Source organism: Solemya pervernicosa gill symbiont, assembly GCF_002020875.1.
Classification (GTDB): domain Bacteria; phylum Pseudomonadota; class Gammaproteobacteria.
Window position 1 is genome coordinate 43,538 of the sequence record NZ_MPRL01000007.1, and the last position, 22,443, is coordinate 65,980.

General features: G+C 58.7%; 24 protein-coding genes, 1 tRNA gene and 2 pseudogenes. 21 read left to right on the forward strand and 6 right to left on the reverse strand.

Annotated features, from left to right (window positions below):
- The first annotated feature begins 25 nt into the window (after positions 1 to 25).
- Positions 26 to 673 carry a DUF4145 domain-containing protein gene (locus BOW52_RS02970; RefSeq protein WP_078482605.1) on the forward strand — a complete coding sequence of 216 codons (648 nt, stop codon included), beginning with the start codon at positions 26 to 28 and terminating at the stop codon, positions 671 to 673.
- Here BOW52_RS02970 and BOW52_RS02975 read toward each other — a convergent pair.
- Complete coding sequence (locus tag BOW52_RS02975; RefSeq protein ID WP_078482606.1) at positions 648 to 854, reverse strand: hypothetical protein; 207 nt, start codon at positions 852 to 854, stop codon at positions 648 to 650. The genes BOW52_RS02970 and BOW52_RS02975 overlap by 26 nt on opposite strands.
- A gap of 297 nt (positions 855 to 1,151) precedes the next feature.
- Here BOW52_RS02975 and BOW52_RS02980 point away from each other — a divergent pair, with 297 nt between their 5' ends.
- The 20 genes and pseudogenes from BOW52_RS02980 to BOW52_RS03070 all read left to right on the forward strand — a co-directional run bounded on the left by BOW52_RS02980 (position 1,152) and on the right by BOW52_RS03070 (position 17,573).
- The gene (locus tag BOW52_RS02980; protein ID WP_078482607.1) at positions 1,152 to 1,856 is read left to right on the forward strand and encodes a hypothetical protein; all 705 of its coding nucleotides are present in this window, start codon (positions 1,152 to 1,154) and stop codon (positions 1,854 to 1,856) included.
- A gap of 116 nt (positions 1,857 to 1,972) precedes the next feature.
- Positions 1,973 to 3,016 carry a phage protease gene (locus BOW52_RS02985; protein ID WP_236725619.1) on the forward strand — a complete coding sequence of 348 codons (1,044 nt, stop codon included), beginning with the start codon at positions 1,973 to 1,975 and terminating at the stop codon, positions 3,014 to 3,016.
- Between the two features lie 39 nt (positions 3,017 to 3,055).
- On the forward strand, positions 3,056 to 3,457 hold the full coding sequence (locus tag BOW52_RS02990) for a hypothetical protein (RefSeq protein WP_078482608.1): 402 nt from the start codon (positions 3,056 to 3,058) through the stop codon (positions 3,455 to 3,457).
- A gap of 42 nt (positions 3,458 to 3,499) precedes the next feature.
- Positions 3,500 to 4,561 carry a Mu-like prophage major head subunit gpT family protein gene (locus BOW52_RS02995; RefSeq protein ID WP_330359757.1) on the forward strand — a complete coding sequence of 354 codons (1,062 nt, stop codon included), beginning with the start codon at positions 3,500 to 3,502 and terminating at the stop codon, positions 4,559 to 4,561.
- 80 nt (positions 4,562 to 4,641) lie between these two features.
- On the forward strand, positions 4,642 to 4,911 hold the full coding sequence (locus BOW52_RS03000; protein WP_078482609.1) for a hypothetical protein: 270 nt from the start codon (positions 4,642 to 4,644) through the stop codon (positions 4,909 to 4,911).
- 10 nt (positions 4,912 to 4,921) lie between these two features.
- The gene (locus tag BOW52_RS03005; RefSeq protein WP_078482610.1) at positions 4,922 to 5,422 is read left to right on the forward strand and encodes a DUF1320 domain-containing protein; all 501 of its coding nucleotides are present in this window, start codon (positions 4,922 to 4,924) and stop codon (positions 5,420 to 5,422) included.
- Positions 5,423 to 5,884 carry a phage virion morphogenesis protein gene (locus tag BOW52_RS03010; protein ID WP_078482611.1) on the forward strand — a complete coding sequence of 154 codons (462 nt, stop codon included), beginning with the start codon at positions 5,423 to 5,425 and terminating at the stop codon, positions 5,882 to 5,884.
- On the forward strand, positions 5,881 to 6,315 hold the full coding sequence (locus BOW52_RS03015; RefSeq protein WP_078482612.1) for a phage tail terminator protein: 435 nt from the start codon (positions 5,881 to 5,883) through the stop codon (positions 6,313 to 6,315). Before BOW52_RS03010 ends, BOW52_RS03015 begins: the two co-directional genes overlap by 4 nt.
- An 11-nt stretch (positions 6,316 to 6,326) precedes the next feature.
- Positions 6,327 to 6,539, forward strand: coding sequence for a hypothetical protein (locus BOW52_RS03020; RefSeq protein ID WP_078482613.1), 213 nt, complete (start codon positions 6,327 to 6,329; stop codon positions 6,537 to 6,539).
- 22 nt (positions 6,540 to 6,561) lie between these two features.
- Positions 6,562 to 7,542, forward strand: a complete 981-nt coding sequence (locus BOW52_RS03025) for a phage tail tube protein (protein ID WP_078482614.1) — start codon at positions 6,562 to 6,564, stop codon at positions 7,540 to 7,542.
- A 52-nt stretch (positions 7,543 to 7,594) separates the two neighbouring features.
- Positions 7,595 to 7,930, forward strand: a complete 336-nt coding sequence (locus tag BOW52_RS17285; protein ID WP_236725620.1) for a hypothetical protein — start codon at positions 7,595 to 7,597, stop codon at positions 7,928 to 7,930.
- A gap of 197 nt (positions 7,931 to 8,127) precedes the next feature.
- On the forward strand, positions 8,128 to 8,310 hold the full coding sequence (locus BOW52_RS17290; protein ID WP_236725621.1) for a hypothetical protein: 183 nt from the start codon (positions 8,128 to 8,130) through the stop codon (positions 8,308 to 8,310).
- A 212-nt stretch (positions 8,311 to 8,522) separates the two neighbouring features.
- A pseudogene (locus BOW52_RS17660) lies at positions 8,523 to 8,729 on the forward strand (hypothetical protein); the annotation flags it as partial.
- A gap of 73 nt (positions 8,730 to 8,802) precedes the next feature.
- Positions 8,803 to 11,361 carry a phage tail tape measure protein gene (locus tag BOW52_RS03040; protein ID WP_269087625.1) on the forward strand — a complete coding sequence of 853 codons (2,559 nt, stop codon included), beginning with the start codon at positions 8,803 to 8,805 and terminating at the stop codon, positions 11,359 to 11,361.
- Between the two features lie 6 nt (positions 11,362 to 11,367).
- Positions 11,368 to 11,961, forward strand: coding sequence for a hypothetical protein (locus BOW52_RS03045; RefSeq protein ID WP_078482617.1), 594 nt, complete (start codon positions 11,368 to 11,370; stop codon positions 11,959 to 11,961).
- The gene (locus tag BOW52_RS03050; RefSeq protein WP_078482618.1) at positions 11,958 to 12,524 is read left to right on the forward strand and encodes a DUF2163 domain-containing protein; all 567 of its coding nucleotides are present in this window, start codon (positions 11,958 to 11,960) and stop codon (positions 12,522 to 12,524) included. The genes BOW52_RS03045 and BOW52_RS03050 overlap by 4 nt, the downstream gene beginning before the upstream one ends.
- Positions 12,509 to 15,313 carry a phage tail protein gene (locus BOW52_RS03055; protein ID WP_135621975.1) on the forward strand — a complete coding sequence of 935 codons (2,805 nt, stop codon included), beginning with the start codon at positions 12,509 to 12,511 and terminating at the stop codon, positions 15,311 to 15,313. Before BOW52_RS03050 ends, BOW52_RS03055 begins: the two co-directional genes overlap by 16 nt.
- Positions 15,314 to 15,759: 446 nt before the next feature.
- Positions 15,760 to 16,011, forward strand: a pseudogene (locus BOW52_RS03060) (tail fiber protein); the annotation flags it as partial.
- A 365-nt stretch (positions 16,012 to 16,376) separates the two neighbouring features.
- Positions 16,377 to 17,045: a hypothetical protein gene (locus BOW52_RS03065; protein ID WP_135621977.1), complete on the forward strand. Its 669-nt coding sequence runs from the start codon at positions 16,377 to 16,379 to the stop codon at positions 17,043 to 17,045.
- Positions 17,046 to 17,048: 3 nt separating this feature from the next.
- The gene (locus tag BOW52_RS03070) at positions 17,049 to 17,573 is read left to right on the forward strand and encodes a DUF4376 domain-containing protein (protein ID WP_078482621.1); all 525 of its coding nucleotides are present in this window, start codon (positions 17,049 to 17,051) and stop codon (positions 17,571 to 17,573) included.
- Between the two features lie 507 nt (positions 17,574 to 18,080).
- Here BOW52_RS03070 and BOW52_RS03075 read toward each other — a convergent pair.
- From BOW52_RS03075 to pheS, 5 genes are all read right to left on the reverse strand, one after another.
- Positions 18,081 to 18,157: transfer RNA gene (locus BOW52_RS03075), tRNA-Pro, on the reverse strand.
- A gap of 77 nt (positions 18,158 to 18,234) precedes the next feature.
- The gene (locus BOW52_RS03080) at positions 18,235 to 18,594 is read right to left on the reverse strand and encodes a MerR family transcriptional regulator (protein ID WP_078482622.1); all 360 of its coding nucleotides are present in this window, start codon (positions 18,592 to 18,594) and stop codon (positions 18,235 to 18,237) included.
- Entirely contained in the window at positions 18,572 to 18,874 is a 303-nt protein-coding gene (gene ihfA / locus BOW52_RS03085) for an integration host factor subunit alpha (RefSeq protein ID WP_078482623.1), read from the reverse strand. Before ihfA ends, BOW52_RS03080 begins: the two co-directional genes overlap by 23 nt.
- Before the next feature lie 3 nt (positions 18,875 to 18,877).
- Positions 18,878 to 21,256 carry a phenylalanine--tRNA ligase subunit beta gene (gene pheT / locus BOW52_RS03090; RefSeq protein ID WP_078482624.1) on the reverse strand — a complete coding sequence of 793 codons (2,379 nt, stop codon included), beginning with the start codon at positions 21,254 to 21,256 and terminating at the stop codon, positions 18,878 to 18,880.
- Between the two features lie 31 nt (positions 21,257 to 21,287).
- Positions 21,288 to 22,301, reverse strand: coding sequence for a phenylalanine--tRNA ligase subunit alpha (gene pheS, locus BOW52_RS03095; RefSeq protein ID WP_408021562.1), 1,014 nt, complete (start codon positions 22,299 to 22,301; stop codon positions 21,288 to 21,290).
- Positions 22,302 to 22,443: the final 142 nt, after the last annotated feature.

Below are 22,443 nucleotides of genomic sequence, written 5' to 3' on the forward strand. Positions count from 1 at the left end.
GAAAAATAATATACAAAGGATTTAAATGAAACGAGAGTACATATCTCCAGAGAAAAGCCTAAAGGCCTTTAATTGCCCTAACTGCCATGTCTATGCAAAGCAATCTTGGTTTTTTATGGCGGGGGCTTCTGACTCAAATGGGTTTCGACAACAGTACCAAAATGAGAGTTTTTTAATATCTAGTTGTCAAAATTGCTCATCGCCTACAATATGGCTAGGTGATAAAATTATTTTTCCTATTCACTCAGCTTCTGAGCCACCAAATTCAGATTTACCTGACGAAATAAAGCATGACTATGAAGAAGCAAGGACAATAGCTAACTTATCTCCTAGAGGTGCAGCAGCACTATTACGCTTATCAATACAAAAATTATGCGCACATCTTGGACAATCTGGAACCAACATCAACAATGATATAAAAGCCTTAGTTGAATCAGGATTACCTCCAAAAGTTCAGCAAGCATTAGACAGCGTTAGAGTCATAGGAAATGAAGCAGTACATCCAGGCGAGATTGATCTAAAAGATGATCTGGTAACTGTTAATAAGTTATTTAAGCTTGTTAACTTTATTGCTAACAAAATGATAACTGAGCCAAGAGAAATTGATGAAATCTATAACACTTTACCTGAGAATAAAATTGAAGGTATTAATCAAAGAGATAGGAACAATTAATGGATAAGGGGTCTGGATAAGGGGTCAGTACCCTTACCTGCTTATCTGGAGGGTGCGCCTCACCCCAGATCAGCTTGAGCACCTCCCAAACACCGATCACCTCGCTCACCAGGCACAGGCCGCCCCAGGTGCGAAGTGCGCACCGTGAGATCGTGCTGGTGATGGTGATCTTCTGCATCATGATTAGCGTGCTTCTCATCCGGTAGTGGCCAGGGGTAACCCTAACCCGAGTCGAGTCTGTTTTTTTGGATTATTCAACGGCCAACAGGGACATAAGTAGGCCATAAAGTGTCTCGCCTGCTGATCAACCTACTGGCCAGGGTGTGAAACAGATGTTCCACGGCCAACCTATCCGCGCAATTTTCCATACGCATCAGACACTAACCGCGTGGAACACACGACACCATTCCCTATATTGCTAACCAAACCTCTCGCTGGTAGCGTCGGCTCTATTCAATATCAAGGAAAAGGACTGCAGATGAATGACTCAGACAAACAGGGCCGTGGAACTAGGATCATCCTTGGTATGCTCGCCGCGCTGGCCATCGTTTCATCCTGCATCGTCGGTTGGATCTACTACAACCACTTCCACCTGCAGGCCGGGCACGATCTCTCCAACGATCCAGCCGACTGGGGAGTCTTCGGTGACTTCATCGGTGGCACCCTCAACCCCATTATCGGCCTAGTAGGTGTCATCGGCCTCCTTTGGACGATCTATCAAAATCAGAAAGAACTATCAGCAACACGTGCCGAGCTTCGGAGAGCGCACGAAATTGCGCAGGAGGCAGAAGAGCGACGAAAAATTGAAGATAACAAACAAGACATCTTCAGAATGATCGAACTCCTTCATCGAGAACTACAGGAACTACTCGACTCGGAATTGTTTGCTCCATTCGAAGGAACTAATGAACCCACTCCAAATACGTTGTCTATAGGAGCCGTATTGCAATTAAAGTGCATACATGATGTTGAACTTTTTGAGAAAGAGAACGAGGAAGTGTTCCTTGGAATATCGCTACTGTTCACTCATTTACATGAATATCTTTCGGAATATGACAGGCTCTCTGAGATCGATACAATTGTGAAATATTTTAAGCTCACATACCTGCATGAAATATTGGCAATAAAACACACCAAGACAGGGCTACATGAAGATACCGTGAGCTACTTCCTACAACAATAAACATTCAACCTTGCATCCACCCCAAATCGGCTGATAGCGTGAAATAGAACCTCATACCTCTCCCCCGGAACACGTTCCCCCGTCACTCGAGATCGCCCGCCGCCTAATCTGGCGGCATGTACGGAAACGCACACCTAGCCACCGCCATGTGCCACGCACTCGCCCCCACCGAGCGCGTGGCGCTCTGCTTTGAGCTGCCCACCGATGGCAGCGTGCCCGAGTGGGTCGAGCTGATCCCGGCCGGTCCCGAGGTCATTGGCCGCGACAAGCGCGCCTGGCTCAACGACAACCCCCAGGGCGTGCTCGACTATCTACACGCTCTGCAGCAGGAAGCAGGTCGCGACCTCCCCTTCGATTGGGAGCACGCCACCGAACTCAAAGCACCCCAGGGCGAGAAGGCACCGGCCACCGGCTGGGGCAAGGCGTTCGAGATCCGCGACGGTGCCATCTGGGCGCGCGTCGAGTGGACCGAGAACGGCCGCAACGCCATCGCCGCCAAGGAGTACCGCTACCTCTCCCCCGTCTTGGTCTTCGAGAAGGCGACACGCCGCATCGTCGGCCTCTCATCGGTTGGGCTCACCAATCGCCCCAACCTCCATTTAACCGCCCTTAATCGGGAGGCAAATCCCGGTTCAATCGACCACGAGGAAACCGCAATGAAAGAGATCCTAAAGGCGCTCGGCCTGAGCGACGACGCCACCAACGAAGATGCGCTCAACGCCATCGAGAAGATCAACGGCGATCTGCAAACCGCACTCAACAGCGCAGGCGCTGCACCCAGCCTCGACAAGTTTATCCCGCGTGGCGACTACGAAGCCGCCGTCGAACGCGCCAACAACGCCGAGCAGCAGCTCGCCGATCGTGACCAGGCGCAGCTCGACACCGACATCGAGACCGCCATCAACAGCGCCCTGGAGGCAGGCAAGATCACGCCCGCAACGAAGGAGTACCACACGGCGGCATGTCGTGAAGAGGGTGGCCTCGATCGCTTCAAGGCGTTTGTTGAGTCTGCCCCCGTCGTCGCACCCGACAGCGCCCTCGGCGGCAAGGAGATCCCCGACGGTAGTGGTAAGGCCACCGCGCTCAACGCGGAGACTCAAGAGATCTCGGAGATCTTCGGCAACACCGCCGAGGATCTGGAGAAGTTCGGCCAGGCATAAGCCGGGCCATTGTTAGCAACCAACTAAAGGAGAGCCAACATGGCCCTGACCGAAGACCGACAGACCCCATACCAGGATGCAGAGATCCTTTCTGTACCCGTAGCCGCCAGCACCAAGATCTTCGCCGGTGCCCTGGTCGCCGCCAACGCCACCGGCTACGCCCAGGGCGGCGCAGCCGCCACCACTCTCACCTATCTCGGCCGCGCCGAAGAGCAGGTCGATAACTCAGCCGGTGTCGATGGTGATCTCAACATCAAGGTGCGTCGTGGCAAGGCGTTCAAGTTCAAGAACTCCGGCACCGATGCGGTCACCCAGGCCGAACTGGGCAAGAGCTGTTACATCGAGGACGACGAGACCGTCGCCAAGACCGACGGCACCGGCACGCTCTCAGCGTGCGGCAAGGTCGTCGGCATCGAAGGCAACTTTGTCTGGGTCGAGTAATCGAGCCAACAACCTAATTTATCCACCAGGGAGATAGCAGCAATGAAAAAGATCCTCGCACTCACCGCCGCGCTAGCCGTCGGCATCCTGGGCGCTGCTTTTGCAGTGCCTGTAGCAGCCTCGCCGGAGATGGCGCTGGCAATGTTTGAACCAGAGTCGCTCGGCATGATGGGCATGGCAGGCATGATCGTTAACAAGGAGTCACTCGACGGCCTCAGTCGAAACATCAAGGCGACCTTCCAGAAGGCGTTCGATGCTGTCACTGGCGGCTGGCAAGACACCACCATGATCGTGCCCTCCACCGGCTCAGAGAACGACTACAAGTGGCTGACCGGCTGGAAGGGCATGAAGAAGTGGATCGGTGACAAGGTGATCAACGCACTCAAGGCCAACAACTACGTCGTCGCCAACGAAGACTTCGAGGACACCATCGAGGTCGATCGCAACGACATCGAAGATGGCAACCTCGGCGGCTACTCGATCCAGGCGGCTGCATCCGGTGAGTCCGGTGCAGAACTCTATGACGAGCTGGATGCCGACGCCAAGAACGGAGCCTTCACCAACAAGTGCTACGACGGCCAGTTCTACTACGACACCGACCACCCGGTTGAAGATGCGAACGGTGATGTGCAGAGCGTCAGCAACAAGGGCACTGCTGCACTCTCATCAGCCACTGTCGCCGCAGCGCGTGCCAGTTACGGTGCAGCCCGCACCGCGATCATGAAGTTCACCCGCGATGGCGGCAAGCCACTCGGCCTGATGCCAGACACCCTGGAGGTCGGCCCAGCACTTGAGGATGTGGCGCGCGTACTGCTCGAGAACGACGAGCTGGATGACGGCACCAAGAACCCCTACAAGGGCACCGCCAAGCTCAAGGTCAATACCCGCATCACCAGCGATACCCAGTGGATGCTGCATGTGACCAAGCGCCAGATGAAGCCCTTCATCATCCAGGAGCGCAAGAAGCCGGTCTTCGTCGCGATGGATAGTGCTGACAGCCCGAACGTGTTCCTCAACCGCAAGTTCCTCTACTCCGTCGAGGCGCGTGCCGCGAGTGCATACGGCCTCTGGCAGCTGAGCTACGGCTCAACCGGCGCAGGCTAAACGCCCACCCGGTGAATGACAGAGGCGGCGGCACACTCCGCCGCCTCTTTCTCTGAATAGCGAACAAGGGAGCCACCATCATGGCAACAGTTAAGAAGGCAGCACCGAAGAAGAAGGTCGCAAAGAAGGCCGCGCCGAAGAAGAAGGCAGCAGCCAAACCACAGCGCAAAGAGATCGACGCGCTCTACATCAAGACCAAGCCAGGCGTCGCATCATTCCGCCGTGCCGGTCACAAGTTCGACGAACAGGGTCACGGCATCGCGCTCGACGCACTGAACAAGGAGCAGATCAAGCAGCTCAAGGATGAGAAGAACCTCATCGTTGAAGCGGTCACGATCCCTGCAGAGTAACTAGCCGACCATGTACTCAACCGCCTCCAGTCTGATCAACCGCTTCGATGCCACCGAGGTCGCGCAGTTCGCCACGCCGAAGCGCTACCCGGTGGTCGATGCGCTGCTGCTCGAACTGACCGCCGAGAGTGGCGATCGCTCGGCCTATGCAGCCGAGGATATCGAGGCGGCCGACGCGGCCCTGGTCAACATCAACCAGGCACTCGAAACGGCGAGCCAGACCATCGACTCCTATCTCGGTAAGCGTCACACCCTGCCGCTCTCGGCCTCGCAGATCTCATCGAGCCCCCTGCCTGGTTACTGCGAAGACATCGCCCGCTACCTGCTCAACGATGACCAGGAGCTGGAGAAGGTCACCAAGCGCCACGATCGTGCGCTGCGCTGGCTGCGAGATCTCGCCGACGGCAAGGCGAGCCTCGGCGGCGGTGAACCATCAACCAGCCAGGGCGGTGCCGCCGTCGTGACCGGCCCCGGTCGTCGCTTCAAGCGCGGCGGTGGGAGAGTGTTCTAAATGACCGGCACCAGCTACCGCATTAAAGGTGAAGGCTTCCATCAGGTTCGCGAAGTACTCCACACCCTGGAGAACCCCGATCTGCTGCCGCTGCTCGATGCCCTGGGCATGGAGCTGGAGAGCCAGACCCGTCGCAGGATCTCCGATGAGAAGACGGCACCCGACGGCACGCCCTGGGATGAGTGGTCTGAGCGTTACGCAGAGACGCGCCACCAGGGCCAGAGCCTGCTGCAGGGTGAAGGCAACCTGCTCGACTCGATCCAGTATGAGGTGGTCGGTGGTGACGCCGTTGAGTGGGGCAGCAACCTGATCTATGCCGCCATCCATCAACACGGTGGCACAGCCGACATGGCCCCAGGACCAGCAGCCGTGCCAGCGCGTGAGTATCTCGGCCTATCCAGAGGAAACGCCAACGACCTCGATGCGATCGCGCTCGACTGGGCAGAGGAGCTACTCCATTGACCACACGCCAGGAGATCATCGACCGCATCAGCGACCAGGACACCGCCAAGGTGTTCAAAGAGGTGGCCGGTGTCTCGGATATCAACGCCATCACCAAGGGACGCACCTCGACGCCTGGCGTCTATGTCTTCCGCCTACGCCGCCAGGCTGGAGCCAACACCGCAGGCACTGGCGTGGTGCAGAAGGTCAACGACAGCTACGCCGTGGTCATCGTTGAAGATACCGGCCGCGACACGCGCGGCGGTGACGCCTCCGATCTGATCGAGGCGCACTGCGAACAGATCCAGAGCGCACTGCTCAACTGGATACCCGGCAGCGGCAAGCGCGGCCTCGAATATGACGGTGGTCGCCTGGTCACCATCAAGGGCGGCCGCATCTTCTGGCAGGAGATCTACACCCTTCCAGGCAACCAGATCAGACAACTCAACTGAGGAGCACAGCGATGCCTTTCTACGAAGTACTGCAAGCGATGAAGCACCCCACGACCAAGAAGCCCGTCAAGGTCGGCGACTCGATCGAGTACGAGGCCAAAGAGGCCGCCCTGCTGCAGCAGCACAACGTGCTCGGCAAAGAGGTGCCCGCACCGAAGCCCGAGAAGAGGGCCGCGCCGAAGAAAAAGGCCGCCGTGAAGAAACGCGCTGCGCGTAGCAAGTAAGAACAACTGAGGAGAGAACACCATGTCATACGACAGTGAATTAAAAGCGCTACTAACCGTACTCGAGGCGACCTACGGCACCGACCCCGGCAGCGGCCATCAGGGCATCTTGATCAACAAGGGCTCAGAGATTAAGCCGACCGGCGACAAGCGCGTACGCGACACCGTCAACTGGAACCGCTCACCGAGTGGCCACGTAATCGGCGCGAAGGGTTACGACCTCAAGCTACCGATCGAACTCAAGGGCGGTGGCATCGATGGCACCCTGCGCAAGCCAGAGATCGACCACCTGCTGCAGGCGTGTGCGATGAGCGTCGAGGCCGGTTATGTGATCGCCCTCACCAGCGTCACCGGCACCCCCGACGACTCCTGGATCTACGCACCGCTCTCCGATCGCACCGCGATGAAGTCGCTCACCGCCTACTTCCACCACGACGGCTTCAAGTATCCCGTCACCGGCGTGCGCGGCACCTTCGAGCTGGAGATGACCGTCGGCGGCTATGGCCTTTTTAACTTCGACATGAAGGGGATCTACAACGACCCGACCAATATCCCCATCCCCCAGGCAGCGGTCTATGACCACGATCCAGAGCCCTGCGAAAACGCAGGTCTGCAGATCGCCAGCGTCGACATGACCAAGACCGCCGTCAACAGCCTCAAGCTGCGCATCGGCAACGAGGTGAAGGTGCGCAACGACATCAACGCCGCCGACGGTCGCAAGGGGCTGGAGATCTCCGGCATGCGCAACGCCGGTGGCAGCGTCGACCCCGAGGCGATCGCCCTGACCGACTTCGACCCCTTCACCGCCTGGAAGGACGGCACCGCGCAGAAGATCTACGCCACCATCGGCCAGAGCACGGGCAACCGCTGCCGCCCCCTGGTGCGCGCCGCGCAGTATGAGGAGGTGAGCGTCGGCGGCCGCGAAGGCAACCAGGCATACGAGCTGCCCTTCATCGCCAAAGGCGTGAACGGTGACGACGAACTGATGCTGATCTTCTACTAAGCATCAAGCGCGATTTAACACCCCATTAAATAACCGATAAAGGAACAGACAGATGGCTCTAAAACTGATGAGCGACAACTTCACCGCCGAGGTCTCACTCTCACTGCCCGACGACGACAAGATGGTGAAGCGCCGTTTTAACGCGCGATTCAAGTCGCTGGAAAAATCCGAGATCGACGCACTGGTCAACGCCAACAGCGACGACGGTGGCGATGCAGCCCTGCTCAACCAGGTGCTGCTCGGCTGGGATGGCCTGCGAGATCTCGACGGCAATCTGATCGAGTACAGCGAGGAGAACCAGGCCGAGGTGTTCGAGGCAACGCCCTACACCGCCGCGATGGTTCGCGCCTACTTCGCCAAGCTCAACGGTGGACGCGGAAAAAACTAACCGAGGCGGCCGAGCACCTGGCCGCTGAGCATTTTCACCATGCCCGTCAAGGACGACAGGCACCCATACAAGAGCAGCTTGATGGTCTGGTCGATGACGCTACCGCCGAGATCTTTTTAAACATCATCAAGCGCAGGCAGCACAGCGACGACGTCGAAGTACTGCCAGAGAACTGGCCGGTCGTTGAACTCTTCGAGGTGGTCGGCAACGAGTGGCACCTGGTGCCGAATGGCCAACTGCATCGCCTGGACTGGAGCGCCATCGATCGACTGATGGGCTACCACGAGGTCGAGCAGGGCAACGAGCTGATGAGAGGGCTGCATATCTTCTCGCAACACTACGCCAAGAAGTTCAACCAACTATTGATTGAGGCGAAATGACAGAGCGCACCGTAAAATTCCGACTACAAGCTGACAACGGTCAGATGGTCGGCGAGGTGCGCGTCGCTGCCAGGGAGTTCGATCACCTGGGCGCAGAGGTCGAGCAGACCGGCCGCCAGGCAAAGACCGCTGGCCGCAATGTCGACCGCCTGGGCAACGACACCAGGGGCGCAGGCAACCTGGCCCGATCGGCAGCGGCAGACTTCAAGAGCATGGCGCTGCAGGTCGCCTCGGTCGCGGCCGCCTCGGTCGCCATCAGGAGCGTGATCACCACCGGCGCGAGCTTCTACCAGCAGATGGCCAACGTCGCCAGCGTCGCCGGTGCCGGTGCCGATGAGATGGAGCGCCTCACCTCGGCGGCACGCGATCAGGCCAAGGTCTCGATCTTCTCTGCCAGCCAGGTCGCCGAGGCGCAGTACCACCTCGCCTCGGCCGGTCAGTCGGTCAGTCGGTCAGTCGGTCAACGAGATCATCGACTCGCAAAACGGTGTCATGGCACTGGCCGCCGCCACCCAATCCGACCTGGGCAGAACCACCGAGATCGTCAGCTCATCACTCTCGCAGTTCGAACTCGAGGCGAGCGAGGCGACGCGCGTGGCCAACGTCTACGCCGCCGCCATCTCTGGCAGCCAGGCCAACATGCAGAAGCTCGGCGATGCGATGCGCTATGTGGGACCAGTGGCCAAGTCACTCAACCAGGATATTGAATCGACCACCGCCGCCGTCTCGATGCTGTTAAACGCAGGCTTCAAAGGTGAACAGGCAGGCACCGCACTGCGCGCCTCTCTGATCGCCTTGAACAAACCCTCCAAGGAGGCCGCAGGACTGATCGAAGCGATCGGTCTAAAGGTGACCGATGTCAGTGGCAAGTTTGTCGGCTATCAGTCGATGATCGAACAGCTCGCAGAGGAGCAGCTCGATCTCAACCAGGCCGCCACCCTGTTCGGCTCTGAGGCCGCACCGGCGATGCTGGCGATGGTTGGCCAGGGTGCCGATGAGTTCAACCGCATGCGCGAAGCGATCACCGGCACCGGCAAGGCGCTGGAGATGGCCGACGCTCAGACCAACACCCTGCTCGGTGACTGGAAGCTCTTCCTCTCGGCCACCGAAGAGGAGGCGCTGTTGCTCTATGACGATCTGCAGCCCGCACTGCGATCAACCGTGCAGAGCATGCAGACGATGGTCGGTTACACCGGCGAAGCGGTCGCCATGTTGGCGGCCCTGATCGTGGCGCGCACCGTCAGTGCAGGCGTCGGCATGCTCAGTGCGCAGATGGCCGCGCTCACCGTTACCAGCCGCAGTGCCGCCACCGGCCTGGTCACCGTACAGCGTGCCTCGGCCGTCACCGCCGCGCGCATGATTGTGCTGCGCAACGCCGCTGCCGCTGCACGCTCCACGCTTGCCTTCTTCGGCGGCCCCGCCGGGCTGGCCGTAACTGCTGTTGCAGGTTTGGCAATCTGGGCATCATCTACACGCGATGTTGCGGAAGAAACAGAAAATCTGACAGAGAAGCTATATCTGTTGCGCGGTGAAGAGAGTAAGGCGTATTCGATACGGCTTCAGGAACAGATTAGGAAGGTCAAAGATCAAATCAGAGAGTACGAAGATACCTTAAGAGAGGCACCAGGATTCTTGGAGGTAATCACCGGCTCTGGAGGAAAACGCAAAGAGGTGCACGCGCAGCTCGGTGTGACACGGCGCATTTTGCGAGAACTAATTCGGCAGTACGACGAACTGCGCACATCAATGCAGGAGACCGGCAAGGGCAACGATGATCTTGGCAGCACCACCAAGGAACTCACCGATGACCAGCAGAAGCTGCTCGATAAGCTGTTGCCGACACGTGCCGCCTACCGTGACTACTACGCTGCCATTTCTCAACTCGAGAACCTTAAGCCTCACCTCACCGCCGACCAGTACCAGGAGGCGATGTTCAGCCTCAACGAGCAACTAGACGGTGCAGTCAACAAGACCGACACACTGACTGACGCCACCAGCGCATTGAAAGAGGAGATCAAAGCGCTGATGGATAACCTCTTCCCCGAGGATGCCGCCTTCGATCAGTACAGTGCCGATCTCAACCTGCTGGCCAAGGCGAACCTCGACCCGCAGCAGTACCAGGCGGCCGTCGATGCACTCACCGAGCAGCACCTCGGCATGGACACCCCAGAGAGCGAGGCAGGCAGCACCGCGATCGATGACTACCAGGAGCAGCTGCGCAATCGCTACGACGCCCTCGACCGCGAGCTGATGAACGAGCAGCAGCGCCTCGATGACCACTACACCGATCAGCTCTTCCTGCTCGAGGAGATGTACGACACCGGCGAGATCCTCGACACCGAGTACTACGACCAGCGCGCCCGCATCGAGGCCAACTACCTCGAGGCGAGCAAGCAGAAGGCGACCGAGTGGGAGGAGACCTGGAAGGCGGCCGGTGATCGTTTCGCTGCCGGTATCGGTGACGCCACCGCCGAGGCGCTCTTCGAGCAGGAGAGCATGGCCAACTCGATGAGGTCACTCCTCAAGGGTGTGGCCAAGCAGGTGATCTCAACGCTGGTCGAAATCGGCGTGAAGAAGGTCGCGCTCTGGGCGCTGGAGAAATCGGGCTTGGTGGCCACCGCCGCCGCCAACACCGCCGCCGCTGCCACCGCTGCCGTCGCCTGGGCACCCGCTGCCGCTGCCGCCTCGCTGGCGATGGCCGGTGCCAACGCCGTGCCCGCACAGGCAGGCATCGCCACCACCTACGCACTGACCAACGCCATGAGCCTGGCCGGTGTCGCCCACGCCGGGCTCGATGACGTGCCGCGCGAGGGCACCTACCTGCTCAACCAGGGCGAGATGGTGCTCGCCCCTGGTAACGCCGACAAGCTCGAGAAGGGACTGGACCAGATGGCCGACGGTGGTGGCGGTGGCGACAGCTACCACTTCACCTTCGAGATCAAGGCGCTCGATGGTGCATCGGTCAACCAGGTGATCGAGACCAAGGGCCGCCGCGCCGTGACGAACATCATCCGCGATGCGCGCGAGCGCAAGGGCAAATCAGGGGTATAGCGAACCATGCCAGGCACACTCCCCATAGAGACCGGCATCGAGGCACTGCGCGTGCGCTCGATCGACCCGACCCTCACCAGTGACGACAACGCCAACGGCGACTATGTACGCAAGGTCGGCGCGCAGCGCTGGGCCTTCACCATTCGCTGGCCAAAACTCTCGCACCAGGAGGTGCGCCAGGTGATGGCCTTTATCAATACGCAGCGCGGTGCCTTCCACACCTTCGAGGTGGTGATGCCGGTGCTCTCCGATCCGCAGGGTGCAGCGAGCGGCACACCGCTGGTCGACGGTGCTGGCCAGACCGGCAACGCCATCAACACGCGCGGCTGGACACCCAGCATCACCGTGCTGATGGCTGGCGATAAAGTACGCTTTAACGGTCATTCAAAGGTCTATGAAGTGACCGCCGATGCACTCAGTGATGGCACCGGCCTCGCCGCCCTCGCACTCTACCCGCCGCTGATGGCATCCCCTGCAGACGGTGAAGCGCTCACCGTCACCGACGTGCCCTTCACCGTGCGCGCCAGCAACAAGGACCGCGAGTTCAATATCCGGGCTAACGACAACACCCTCGCACTCGATGTGGTAGAGGCACTATGAGCGATCGCGATCTAAGCACTGAGATGCAGACGGAGGTGGCCAAGTCTGCCATCAGACCGTTTGTACTGACCGAGATCGAGTGGGACAGCGGCACGCAGCGCCTCACCGACACCTACAAGGATATTGTCCATAACGGCAACACCTACCTGGCCAACGGCCTGCTGCTCAATATTGGTGATATCACCGAAGAGCTGGAGCTGACCAACAACAGCCTCAAGATCACCCTCACCGCCGTGCAGCAGGATGTGCTGGCGCTGCTGCTCAGCGGCGACTACCACAACCGCGCGGTGATCATTCACCGTGGCCTGCTCGATGATGGCGAGCTTCTGGTGGTCGATCCCGTCTCGGTCTTTCGCGGCCAGATCGATGACTTCCGCTTCGAGGAAGATCCCCGCGCGGGCACCGCCACCATCTCCCTGACCGTCGCCGGTGAGTGGTCCGACTTCGAGCGCGTCGCCGGTCGCCGCACTAACGATGCAGACACGCAGAGCTTTTTCCCTGGTGATCGCGGCTTCGAGTTTGCTGGCCAGACCATCAACGATCTCAAGTGGGGGCGCGTCTGATGGGCTGGGGTGACGTCAAGGACTGGTGGGATGAGCAGTGGGACGACTTCACCGACTGGGTCGATGATGTCTGGGACGACATCACCGACTGGTTCAGCCCCGACCTCTCCGACCTGGAGAAGAAGTTCGACGGCACCCTGCTCAACAAGTCGAGCAACGTCGCCGAGATCCCGGTCGTCTACGGCACGCAGCGCGTCGGCGGCATCATCACCCTGATGGCGGTCACCGGCGACAAGAACGAATTCCTGCACCTGATCCTCACCCTCTGCGAGGGGCCGATCTCCTCGATCAACACCGTCTACCTCGACGACGTGCCCTCTACCGATGAACGCTTTGCGGGTAGCGTCTGGATCAACAAGCACAAGGGCGAAGAGGATCAACTGGCCGATGCCGATGCAGTGGCAGAGATCCCCGGCTGGACCAGCGACCACCGCCAGCAGGGCACCGCCTATCTCTACGTGCGGCTGCACTGGAACCGCGATGTATTCGCACGCCGCCCGGTGATCACCGCCGATATCGGTGGCCGCCTGGTGAAAAACTACAACCACGACATCGTGACCTGGAGTAACAACCCGGCCTGGTGCATCGCCGACTACCTGACCCACCCCCGCTACGGTAAGCGGCTGCCCGAGAGCGCGATCGACACCGCCAGCCTCATCGCGGCTGCGAACTACTGCGAGGCCGACATCAGTCTCTACAGTGGTGCACCGGCTGACCAGCCGCGCTACACCTGCGACGGTGTGGTCGACACCTCACGCACCCTCTGGGCCAACATCAAAGAGCTGCTGAGCAGCTGCAACGGACGACTGCCACGCATCAACGGCAACTATGCGCTGATCATCGACAAGGACGAGGTCGACGCCTTCGCCTGGGATGAGTCAATGGTGCTCGGTTCAATCTCGATGAGTGGCGGCTCACGTCGCTCACGCTCAAACCGCATCTCGGTCGGCTACCGCAACCCCGATAATGAGTGGCGCAGCGATACCCTACCGGTCGACTCGGCCGCCTACCTGGCCGCCGACAACGGCATCGCCCACGAGTCGCGTATCACCTTGCCCTTCTGCATCAGCCCCTACCGTGCGCAGATGCACGGTGAACTGGCGATGCGCATCTCACGCGATCGCGCCACCGTCTCTTTCATCACCAAGCTGGCCGCCCTCGACCACCTGCCCAGCAGCGTCGGCACCTTTAGCCACAGCTCACTCGGCTGGGTCGATCAGCGCGTGCGCATCGTGCGCATGAGCCTGCGCCTCGATGCCACCGTGGCCATCACCCTCAAGCGCCACGACGGTGATCTCTACGACCTCACCCTGCCCGGTGTCTACACCCCACCGACCACCACCACGCTACCCAATCCGCTACACGTCGAGCCGCCCACCAACCTGGTGTTAACCGAGCAGCAACACGATCTCTATGGCGAGGCGCTCTTCACCTGGACCGAAGCGGCCGACGCCTTTGTCACCGACTACCAGGCGCAGATCCGTCTGGTCGCCGGTGGCAGCTGGATCGATCTCGGCACCCGCGAAGGGACCAGCCGCACCGTGCGCAACCTGCTGCCAGGTGTTTATGAATTCCAGGTGCGGTCGGTCAACGACAGCGGCGTACATAGCGGCTGGCTAACCCTGGAGTGCACCATCGCCATCGCCGCCGTGGTGCCGCGCGTCAGAGGGCTGGAACTCTTCGGCCAGGGCAACGACCACATCTTCACCGGCCGCGATGCCAAGTTCGCCTGGCGCGAGGGCTCACTCAATTTCAGCTACGACCTCGGCGATGAGCCTTTTGGTGCAGGCAGCGGCGCGCGCGATCTCTACTTCAAAGACTACGAAGTCAGGGTGCTCGACATCGACAAAAACCTGCTGCGCACCGAGCACGTCACCGACAACTGGTATATCTACAGCTATGAGAAGAACGTCGAGGATGACGGCCCCCGTCGTGAATTCATTCTCGAGGTCTATCAGCGCGGCCGCCAGAACCAGCTCTCCACCAAGGCCGCCAGGCTGCGCGTCGAGAACGCCGCACCCGCTGCACCCACCGCTTACAAGATCACCCCAGATCACGATTCGATCATCGTCGACTTCGACCGCCCCAGCGATACCGACTACAAGGGGTGCTCAGTTTGGATCGGCACCGCCACCGGCTTCACCCGCAACGCTTCAACGATCATTTACACCGGCGCTAACGACCAGTTTCTGATCGACCACATCGGCGACAACTCACCCCTGCAGCCCGAGACCGAGTACTTCATCGCCATTCGCTTCGAGGATGAGTTCGGCAACAGCGGCACCGAGTCGGTGGAGATCTCAGCCACCACGCGCAAGGCACCCGTTGCTGTGATCGATGGCACGCTCATCGGTGGCGTGGTCTGGAACGGTGATGACGAAGAGAAGATCGAGGCGACAGTCACCACCGATACAGGTGACACCATCGTCGGCCAGTTCAACTTCGGCGGCTACTGCGACCGGCACACATCAGCAGGCGGCGTCTCAACCGACTACATCACCGGCGCACACGCTCGCGCCTTCGCCTGGTTCGAGATCTACCGCGAAGACGTCGGCAGTCCAACCAGTGACACGCTGGTCGCTGCCAGTGGCGACACAAACAATCCGAACTACTTCTCCGGCATCTACACCACCTACTACCGCACCGAATACGTCCCGCTCGGCTTTATCGATCAGCCGCCTGCAGGCAACTACCGCTACTACGTTAAATACTATTTTCGTGCTGCAGATGCCCGCGATCTGCTCAAAGAGAAAGCACGGAGTTTCACCCTCACGAGGCACCGCGCATGAGCCAATACAAGATAGGCACCGCCAGCGTCACCAACGGCAGCCAGGTGGTCACCGGCACCGGCACCAGCTGGCTCGCAGAGATCACTGCAGGCGACGAATTCACCCTGCCCGGCAGCGGCATTTGGTACACCGTCGGCAGCATCGACTCTGACAATCAGATCACGTTAAACGCTGCATATACAGGCGCAACCGCTGCCGATCAGAGTTACACGATCGTGCGCGACTTCACCGACAGCGGCATCCCTTACCCAGAGCCCGGTGACATCGACACCGCCGCAATATTCAAGCGTGCCATGTTCCTGCTGCAGACCCTGCTCGATGCCGGTGGTGCCGGTGGCGATATGCTCGCCTCCGTCTACGATCCCGACGCGGTCGCAGGTGACGCCTTCGATCGAACCAACCACAGCGGCGCACAGGCGATCGCCACCATCACCGGCCTGCAGGCTGCGCTCGATCTGCTCGCCCCGCTGGTCAGTGCAGCGCTCACCGGCACGCCGACCGCACCGACCGCAACCGAGGGCACCGACACCACCCAACTCGCCACCACCGCCTTTGTGCAGGCCGCCGTCGCCGCCCTGGTCAACGCATCACCCGCCGCACTCGACACCCTCAACGAACTGGCCGCCGCGCTCGGTGACGATGCAAACTTCTCCACCACCATGACCAACGCCCTGGCCGGTAAGCAGGACTATGATGCCGACACTGCAAAGACGGATGTGGAGCAGACCTTTAGTGCCAAGCAGAGCTTCGGTGCGGCCGTGCATGAGAAGATCAACGCGATCGCCGCCAGCAACATCGATGTCGCTCTCGGCAGTCTCTACACCAAGACCATTACAGGCGCGACCACCTTCACCGTCAGCAACGTACCGGCCACCGGCAGTGTGGCCAGCTTCATTCTCGATCTCACTAACGGTGGCTCATCGACGATCACCTGGTGGGCCGGTGTGAAGTGGGCAGGCGGCACCGCGCCCACACTCACCGCCGCAGGTCGTGATGCGATCGGCTTCTACACCCACGACGGCGGCACCACCTGGACCGGCCTGCTGCTGGGGCTGGATCTACAATGATAGGGCTTCTGGTGATGGCCGCTGCAGGGCTCGGTGGAGATGACGCACCGACGCTCGACTTCCGCGCAGCCTATACAGACACCGGCAACAGCAGCGGCTATACATTCAGCGCCGCCGATATCGGCACCGCCTCGGCCACCCGTCGTGTGGTCGTGACCGTCGCGGCCGATGATAAATCGATGGGTGATATCTCCGGCGTCACGATCGGCGGCAGCGCCGCGACGCAGGTCGTGAAAACGTCCACACCGACCGGCACCAACAAGCCCACCGTCTCGATCTGGGAGCTGGACGTCGCCAGCGGTGCAACGGCCGATATCGTCGCCACCTTCACCGACTCGAAAAACCGCTGCGCGATCAGTGTCTATGCGCTCGATAACCTGGCCACTGGATCGGTCAGCAATACCACCGACCAGGAGAGCGATCCGATCTCGGTCACCCTCAACGTCGAGGCAGGCGATATCGTCATCGCCGCAGCTGCTGCAGGCGTCGACCAGAGCTACAGCTGGACCGGCGCGACCGAAGACTACGACACCGCACTCGAAGGCACGTCGTGCTTCTCTGGGGCGTCCGAGGTCATGGCCTCGACCGACGCCTCCTACTCAGTCAGCGCATCGCTCGGCGGTGCAGGTAATCACGAGCGGCTTGCCGTCGCAGTTTGGAGATAGATCATGCCCTGGATACTTCTGAAAGATGGTAAAGAGATCACCCGCAGCAATGTGTGGAACCCCCACCGCTTCAACCGCCTGACCGGCATCTCCTTCCAGTCGATTGAACCGGCCACGGATTGGTCATGGAACCATGACGGCCACACGCTCGCCTGGGAAGCGCCAGCACCGACAACGCTGACCCTCGACGATGCCAAAGAGCACAAGCGCGAAGAGATCCGCGCCGCCCGCTGGAAGGCAGAGGCACAGCCGGTCAACCACAACGGCATCGAATGGCACGGCGGCCGCGACTCAGCCGCACTGCTCCACGACGCCTACCAGCTCGCCGATGTCCAGGGAGAACCGGCGACCATCTTCACCGACACCAGCAACACCCCGCACCTCCTCGAACTGGCCGAGGCACTGCAGGTAGTGATCGCCGTCGGCAACGCCGCACAAGAAATATTCAGAACCAAGCAGCAGCTCATGAACGCCATCGACGACGCCACTACGATCGAGGCCGTCGAGGCGATCGCCTGGCCCGCCTGATCACCCTAGATATCGACCTATAAATGATCAGGATAGCGGGCAGCAATCTCAGGAGCACCATTGATCAATATGACCGCAACAACGAGCCCGATCAAAAACAAAATTGCAATGACTTCAAGTTTCATATCAGCTTCATCTCATCACCAGGCAGAAGTGCCATATCTATATAGACGGGAGGGGGTGATAATTTGGGTAAACAGCTCTTAAATGAGAGATGAAACGAGCCTTAAATAGGCCAACAATCGGCCACGTCAGAGGCCGCAGAACAGCCCCTCAGAGCCCCTAATAAGAGACGCCAAGAAGTGCATTAAAGGGGTGTTAAAAGGCGTTAAATCGACCCAGAAACAGGCCAAAAATCACCCAAAACAGGGTGTCGCAAACCAAGTGGCGAGGCGTCTCAAATCAAGCGACGCGCTACAAGCGCTTTTCAACTGGATGCGGGAACTGATACTTAAACGACACTTAATAACAAAAAAAGCCGACCAGAAGGTCGGCTTTTTTTGTTATTGGTCGGGGCGAGAGGATTCGAACCTCCGACCACCTGCACCCCATGCAGGTGCGCTACCAGGCTGCGCTACGCCCCGAAAGGTATTACTTAGATGGGGATTCCGCCTCAAAGCGGAGGCGAGATGATACCCGCTTTAGAACGGGAAATAAATCACTATCGGTGATTAAGGAGCTCTAGAACCTCTTCCAGCTCATTGCGTAGTGAACGCGCAAGCTGTTGGGTCTGGCTTAGTTCCTCTTTCACTTCGGTGCCAGAGAGACGCTGACGAGCCCCGCCGATGGTGAAGCCCTGCTCGTAGAGCAGTGCACGAATCTGACGGATCAACATCACATCGTGACGTTGATAATAACGACGATTACCGCGACGCTTGACTGGCTTGAGCTGAGGAAACTCCTGCTCCCAATAACGCAGCACGTGTGCTTTGACATCACAGAGCTCACTTACCTCACCAATAGTGAAGTAGCGCTTCGCCGGAATCGGCGGTAATTCGTTATTGTTGCTTGGTTCCAGCATATGCCTCGACTCTAGCCTTGAGTTTCTGTCCTGGGCGGAATGTCACTACTCGACGTGCGGTAATTGGAATCTCTTCACCCGTCTTGGGATTTCTTCCTGGGCGCTGGTTTTTATCTCGTAGATCAAAGTTGCCGTAGCCGGAGAGCTTCACCTGCTCTCCCTTCTCAAGACACGCCTTGATGTCTTCGAAGAAGATCTCAACAAAGTCTTTTGCTTCACGCTTATTGAGACCGAGTTCCTCAAATAGACGATCGGCCATATGTGCTTTGGTCAGTGTCATTCCCTAATCTCTCAGTGTCGCACCCAGTGTTTCCTGGATTTTATTCAATACTCGCGAGATAACGTCGTCGACGTCCGCATCGGTAAGAGTGCGCGAATGGTCTTGTAAAATCAAGCCAATAGCTAAGCTTTTTCTCCCATTTTCGACCCCTTCCCCAGAATAAACGTCGAATAACTCGACCTTCTGCAGCAGTTCGTTCTCTTCAGCACCGATCGTGTCGACAACTTGCTGAGCTGTAATCTTCTCATCAACAACAATGGCCAGATCACGGCGTATCGCCGGGAATTTGGAGAGCGGCGTGAACTTGGGCAGAGTCGCCTCGGTGATCGACTCAACCTCAAGTTGGAAGAGAAATACCGGGCCATTGAGCCCCAGCTTCTTCAAAAGCGAGGGGTGAATCGCCCCGAGCCAGCCAGCCAGCTGATCACCCTTGCGGATCTCGGCAGACTGTCCCGGATGGAGAGCGGGATGTGAGGCCGACTCAAAGCGGAACGCTGTATCGGTGCCGGAAAGCGCCAACAACGACTCAATGTCAGCCTTCACATCGTAGAAGTCGACCGCATCACTCGCGCTGTTCCAGCCTTCAGGATAGCGACTACCCGAAACGACGCCTGCAATCTGTTTTTTCTGAACAAGATCATCGAGTTGCCCGACAAAGCTAAGACCCGTCTCAAAGAGCTTTATACGCGATTGCTGTCGATTCTGGTTGTACTGAAGCGCCTTGATCAACCCCGGCCAGAGAGTGGTCCGCATCACCGACAATTCAAGCGAGAGCGCATTAGCAAGCTCTACCGGTTTTGCTTCTGGATCAAGCAATGACTGCAGCTCTGGATCAACAAAGCTGTAACTGATCGCCTCCTGATAACCTCGGTCGATCAGCAGATTAGAGAGTCGGCGAGCATCGAGTTTTTGCTCGCTTTCATGCTGCCCCGACATCTCAGCCAACAAGCGGCTACTGGTCAGCGCATTGTATCCGTGGACACGGGCTACCTCTTCAACCAGATCGGCCTCAATCTCAATATCGAAGCGGAAGCTGGGCGGAATCACCTTCCAGCCATCATCGGTGCGGCTAACCGCCATACCGAGACATTCGAGAATCTCACCGATCTCAACAGCAGGAATATTTGATCCGAGCAGACGGGCCACCCTCGCCTCTCGCAGTACCACCTCATGACGCTGGGGTAACTGGTCGCTATTCACTACTTCAATCACCGGACCCGCCTCACCACCGGCGATCTCCAGTAGCAGCTCGGTTGCACGCTCCATAGCACGACGTTGTAGCTCTGGATCTACGCCACGCTCAAAACGGTGTGAAGAGTCGGTATGCAGGCCGTAACCACGGGCACGACCGGCAATCACCTCAGGGGTAAAGAAGGCCGCTTCGAGCAGTAGCGAGGTGGTGCCATCACTCACACCTGAGGCCTCACCGCCCATGATACCGGCAAGCGCCAGTGGACCCTTGTGATCACTAATCAGCAGAGTCTCTGCATTGAGCTCAATCTCTTGACCGTCTAGCAACACCAGCTTTTCACCCGCATCAGCAAGGCGCACCTTGATGCCCCCCTCAAGCTTCTGCAGATCAAAGGCATGCATCGGCTGGCCCAGCTCGAGCATCACGTAGTTAGTAATATCAACCATCGCACTGATGGCTCGGACACCGCTGCGACGCAGACGCTCAACCATCCAGACTGGTGTCTCGGCGGCAAGATTGATGCCGGTGACAACACGACCGAGGTAACGCGGGCATGCCTCAGGCGCTTCAACATTGATCTCGAAGCGCTGTTCGGTGGTAGCTGCCACTGCATGTTGTTCGGGAATGGTGACGTCGACACGGTTCAATACACCAACTTCGCGCGCCACACCCATCACACCCAGACAGTCGCTGCGATTAGGGGTCAGGCCCAGCTCAAAGACGGTATCGTCGAGATCGAGGTGCTCTCGCACGCTCTGACCAATGACCGCTTCGCTTGAGAGCTCCATCAAGCCATCAGCGCTCTCGGCCAGCCCCAGCTCTTTGGCGGAGCAGAGCATTCCCTCAGACTCAACGCCACGCAGCTTGGCTCGCTTGATCTTAAAGTCACCCGGCAGCCAGGCACCGATACGCGCTGCTGCAACCATCAACTCTGGACGGACGTTACTTGCTCCACAGACGATCTGCAGCGGTTGTCCCTCACCGACATCGACCTCACACACCTTAAGCCTATCGGCATCGGGATGCGGCACAGCAGTTAGCACCTTACCAACCACGATACCGTCAAACTCGGGGGCTGCCGGTTCTGCAGCATCGACCTCGAGTCCAGACATGGTCAGCTGTTCGGAGAGCACCTCGCTGCTAATGTTGGGATTCACCCATTCACGCAGCCACTTTTCACTGAATTTCATTGCTGTATTTCCGTAATTTCAGAGCTGATGATCAGCCCTTACCGAACTGTTTAAGAAAGCGCAGATCGTTCTCGAAGAAGAGCCGCAGGTCATTCACACCGTAGCGCAGCATGGTGAGTCGCTCGACCCCCATACCGAAGGCAAAACCAGTGAACTGCTCATTATCGATCTTGGCGTGTTCGAAAACCTTAGGGTGCACCATGCCGCAGCCAAGCACTTCGAGCCAACCGGTATGACTACAGACGCGACACCCTTCGCCGCCACACATCACGCACTCAATATCGGCCTCAGCCGATGGTTCGGTGAAGGGGAAGTAGGAGGGGCGAAAACGAATCCGTAGGTCCTTCTCGAAGAAGAACTTCAGGAACTCATCGAGAATTCCCTTGAGATCGGCAAAACTGACATTCTCATCGACCATCAATCCCTCAACCTGATGAAACATCGGTGTGTGGGTTAGGTCGGAGTCACAGCGATAGACACGCCCAGGTGCGATTACTCGCAACGGCGGCTCCGATTTTTCCATCACCCGCACCTGTACCGGTGAGGTGTGGGTACGCAGCAATCGATGGGCATCAAAGTAGAAGGTGTCGTGCATCGCACGCGCTGGATGGTGCGCTGGGATGTTGAGCGCTTCGAAGTTGTGATAGTCATCCTCGATCTCGGGTCCCTCGGCGATCTCGAAGCCGAGCCGGAGAAAGAACTCCTGGATTCGTTCCTGGGTACGGGTAACTGGGTGCTTGCCACCACTCTGCTCACCACGTCCTGGCAGGGTAATGTCGATCGACTCGGCAGTAAGCTTGGCATCAAGCTGGGCCTGTTCGAGCTCACCCTTGCGCGCTTCTATCTGCGCCTGCACGGCCTGTTTGACCTTATTGATTGCCTGACCGGCCTCACGGCGCTGCTCAGGTGCAAGCTTGCCCAAGGCCTTGAGCTGCTCGGTCAACAACCCCTTTTTGCCCAGATAGTGAACCCGGACCTGGTCGAGATCCTGAAGGCTCGTTGCCTCGGCGAGCTGTGCTACCGCCTGCTGTTCTAGCGTTGCCAGATCTTCCACAACTATCGATCTCCATGGAGATTTGGAACCACCAATCTATTTGGCAGCCCCGTAAAAAATAAGAAGGGGAAAGGCACAGGCCCTTCCCCTCTCTGTAAATTGGTTTGGTTACACACCGCATTGCGGCGTGTAA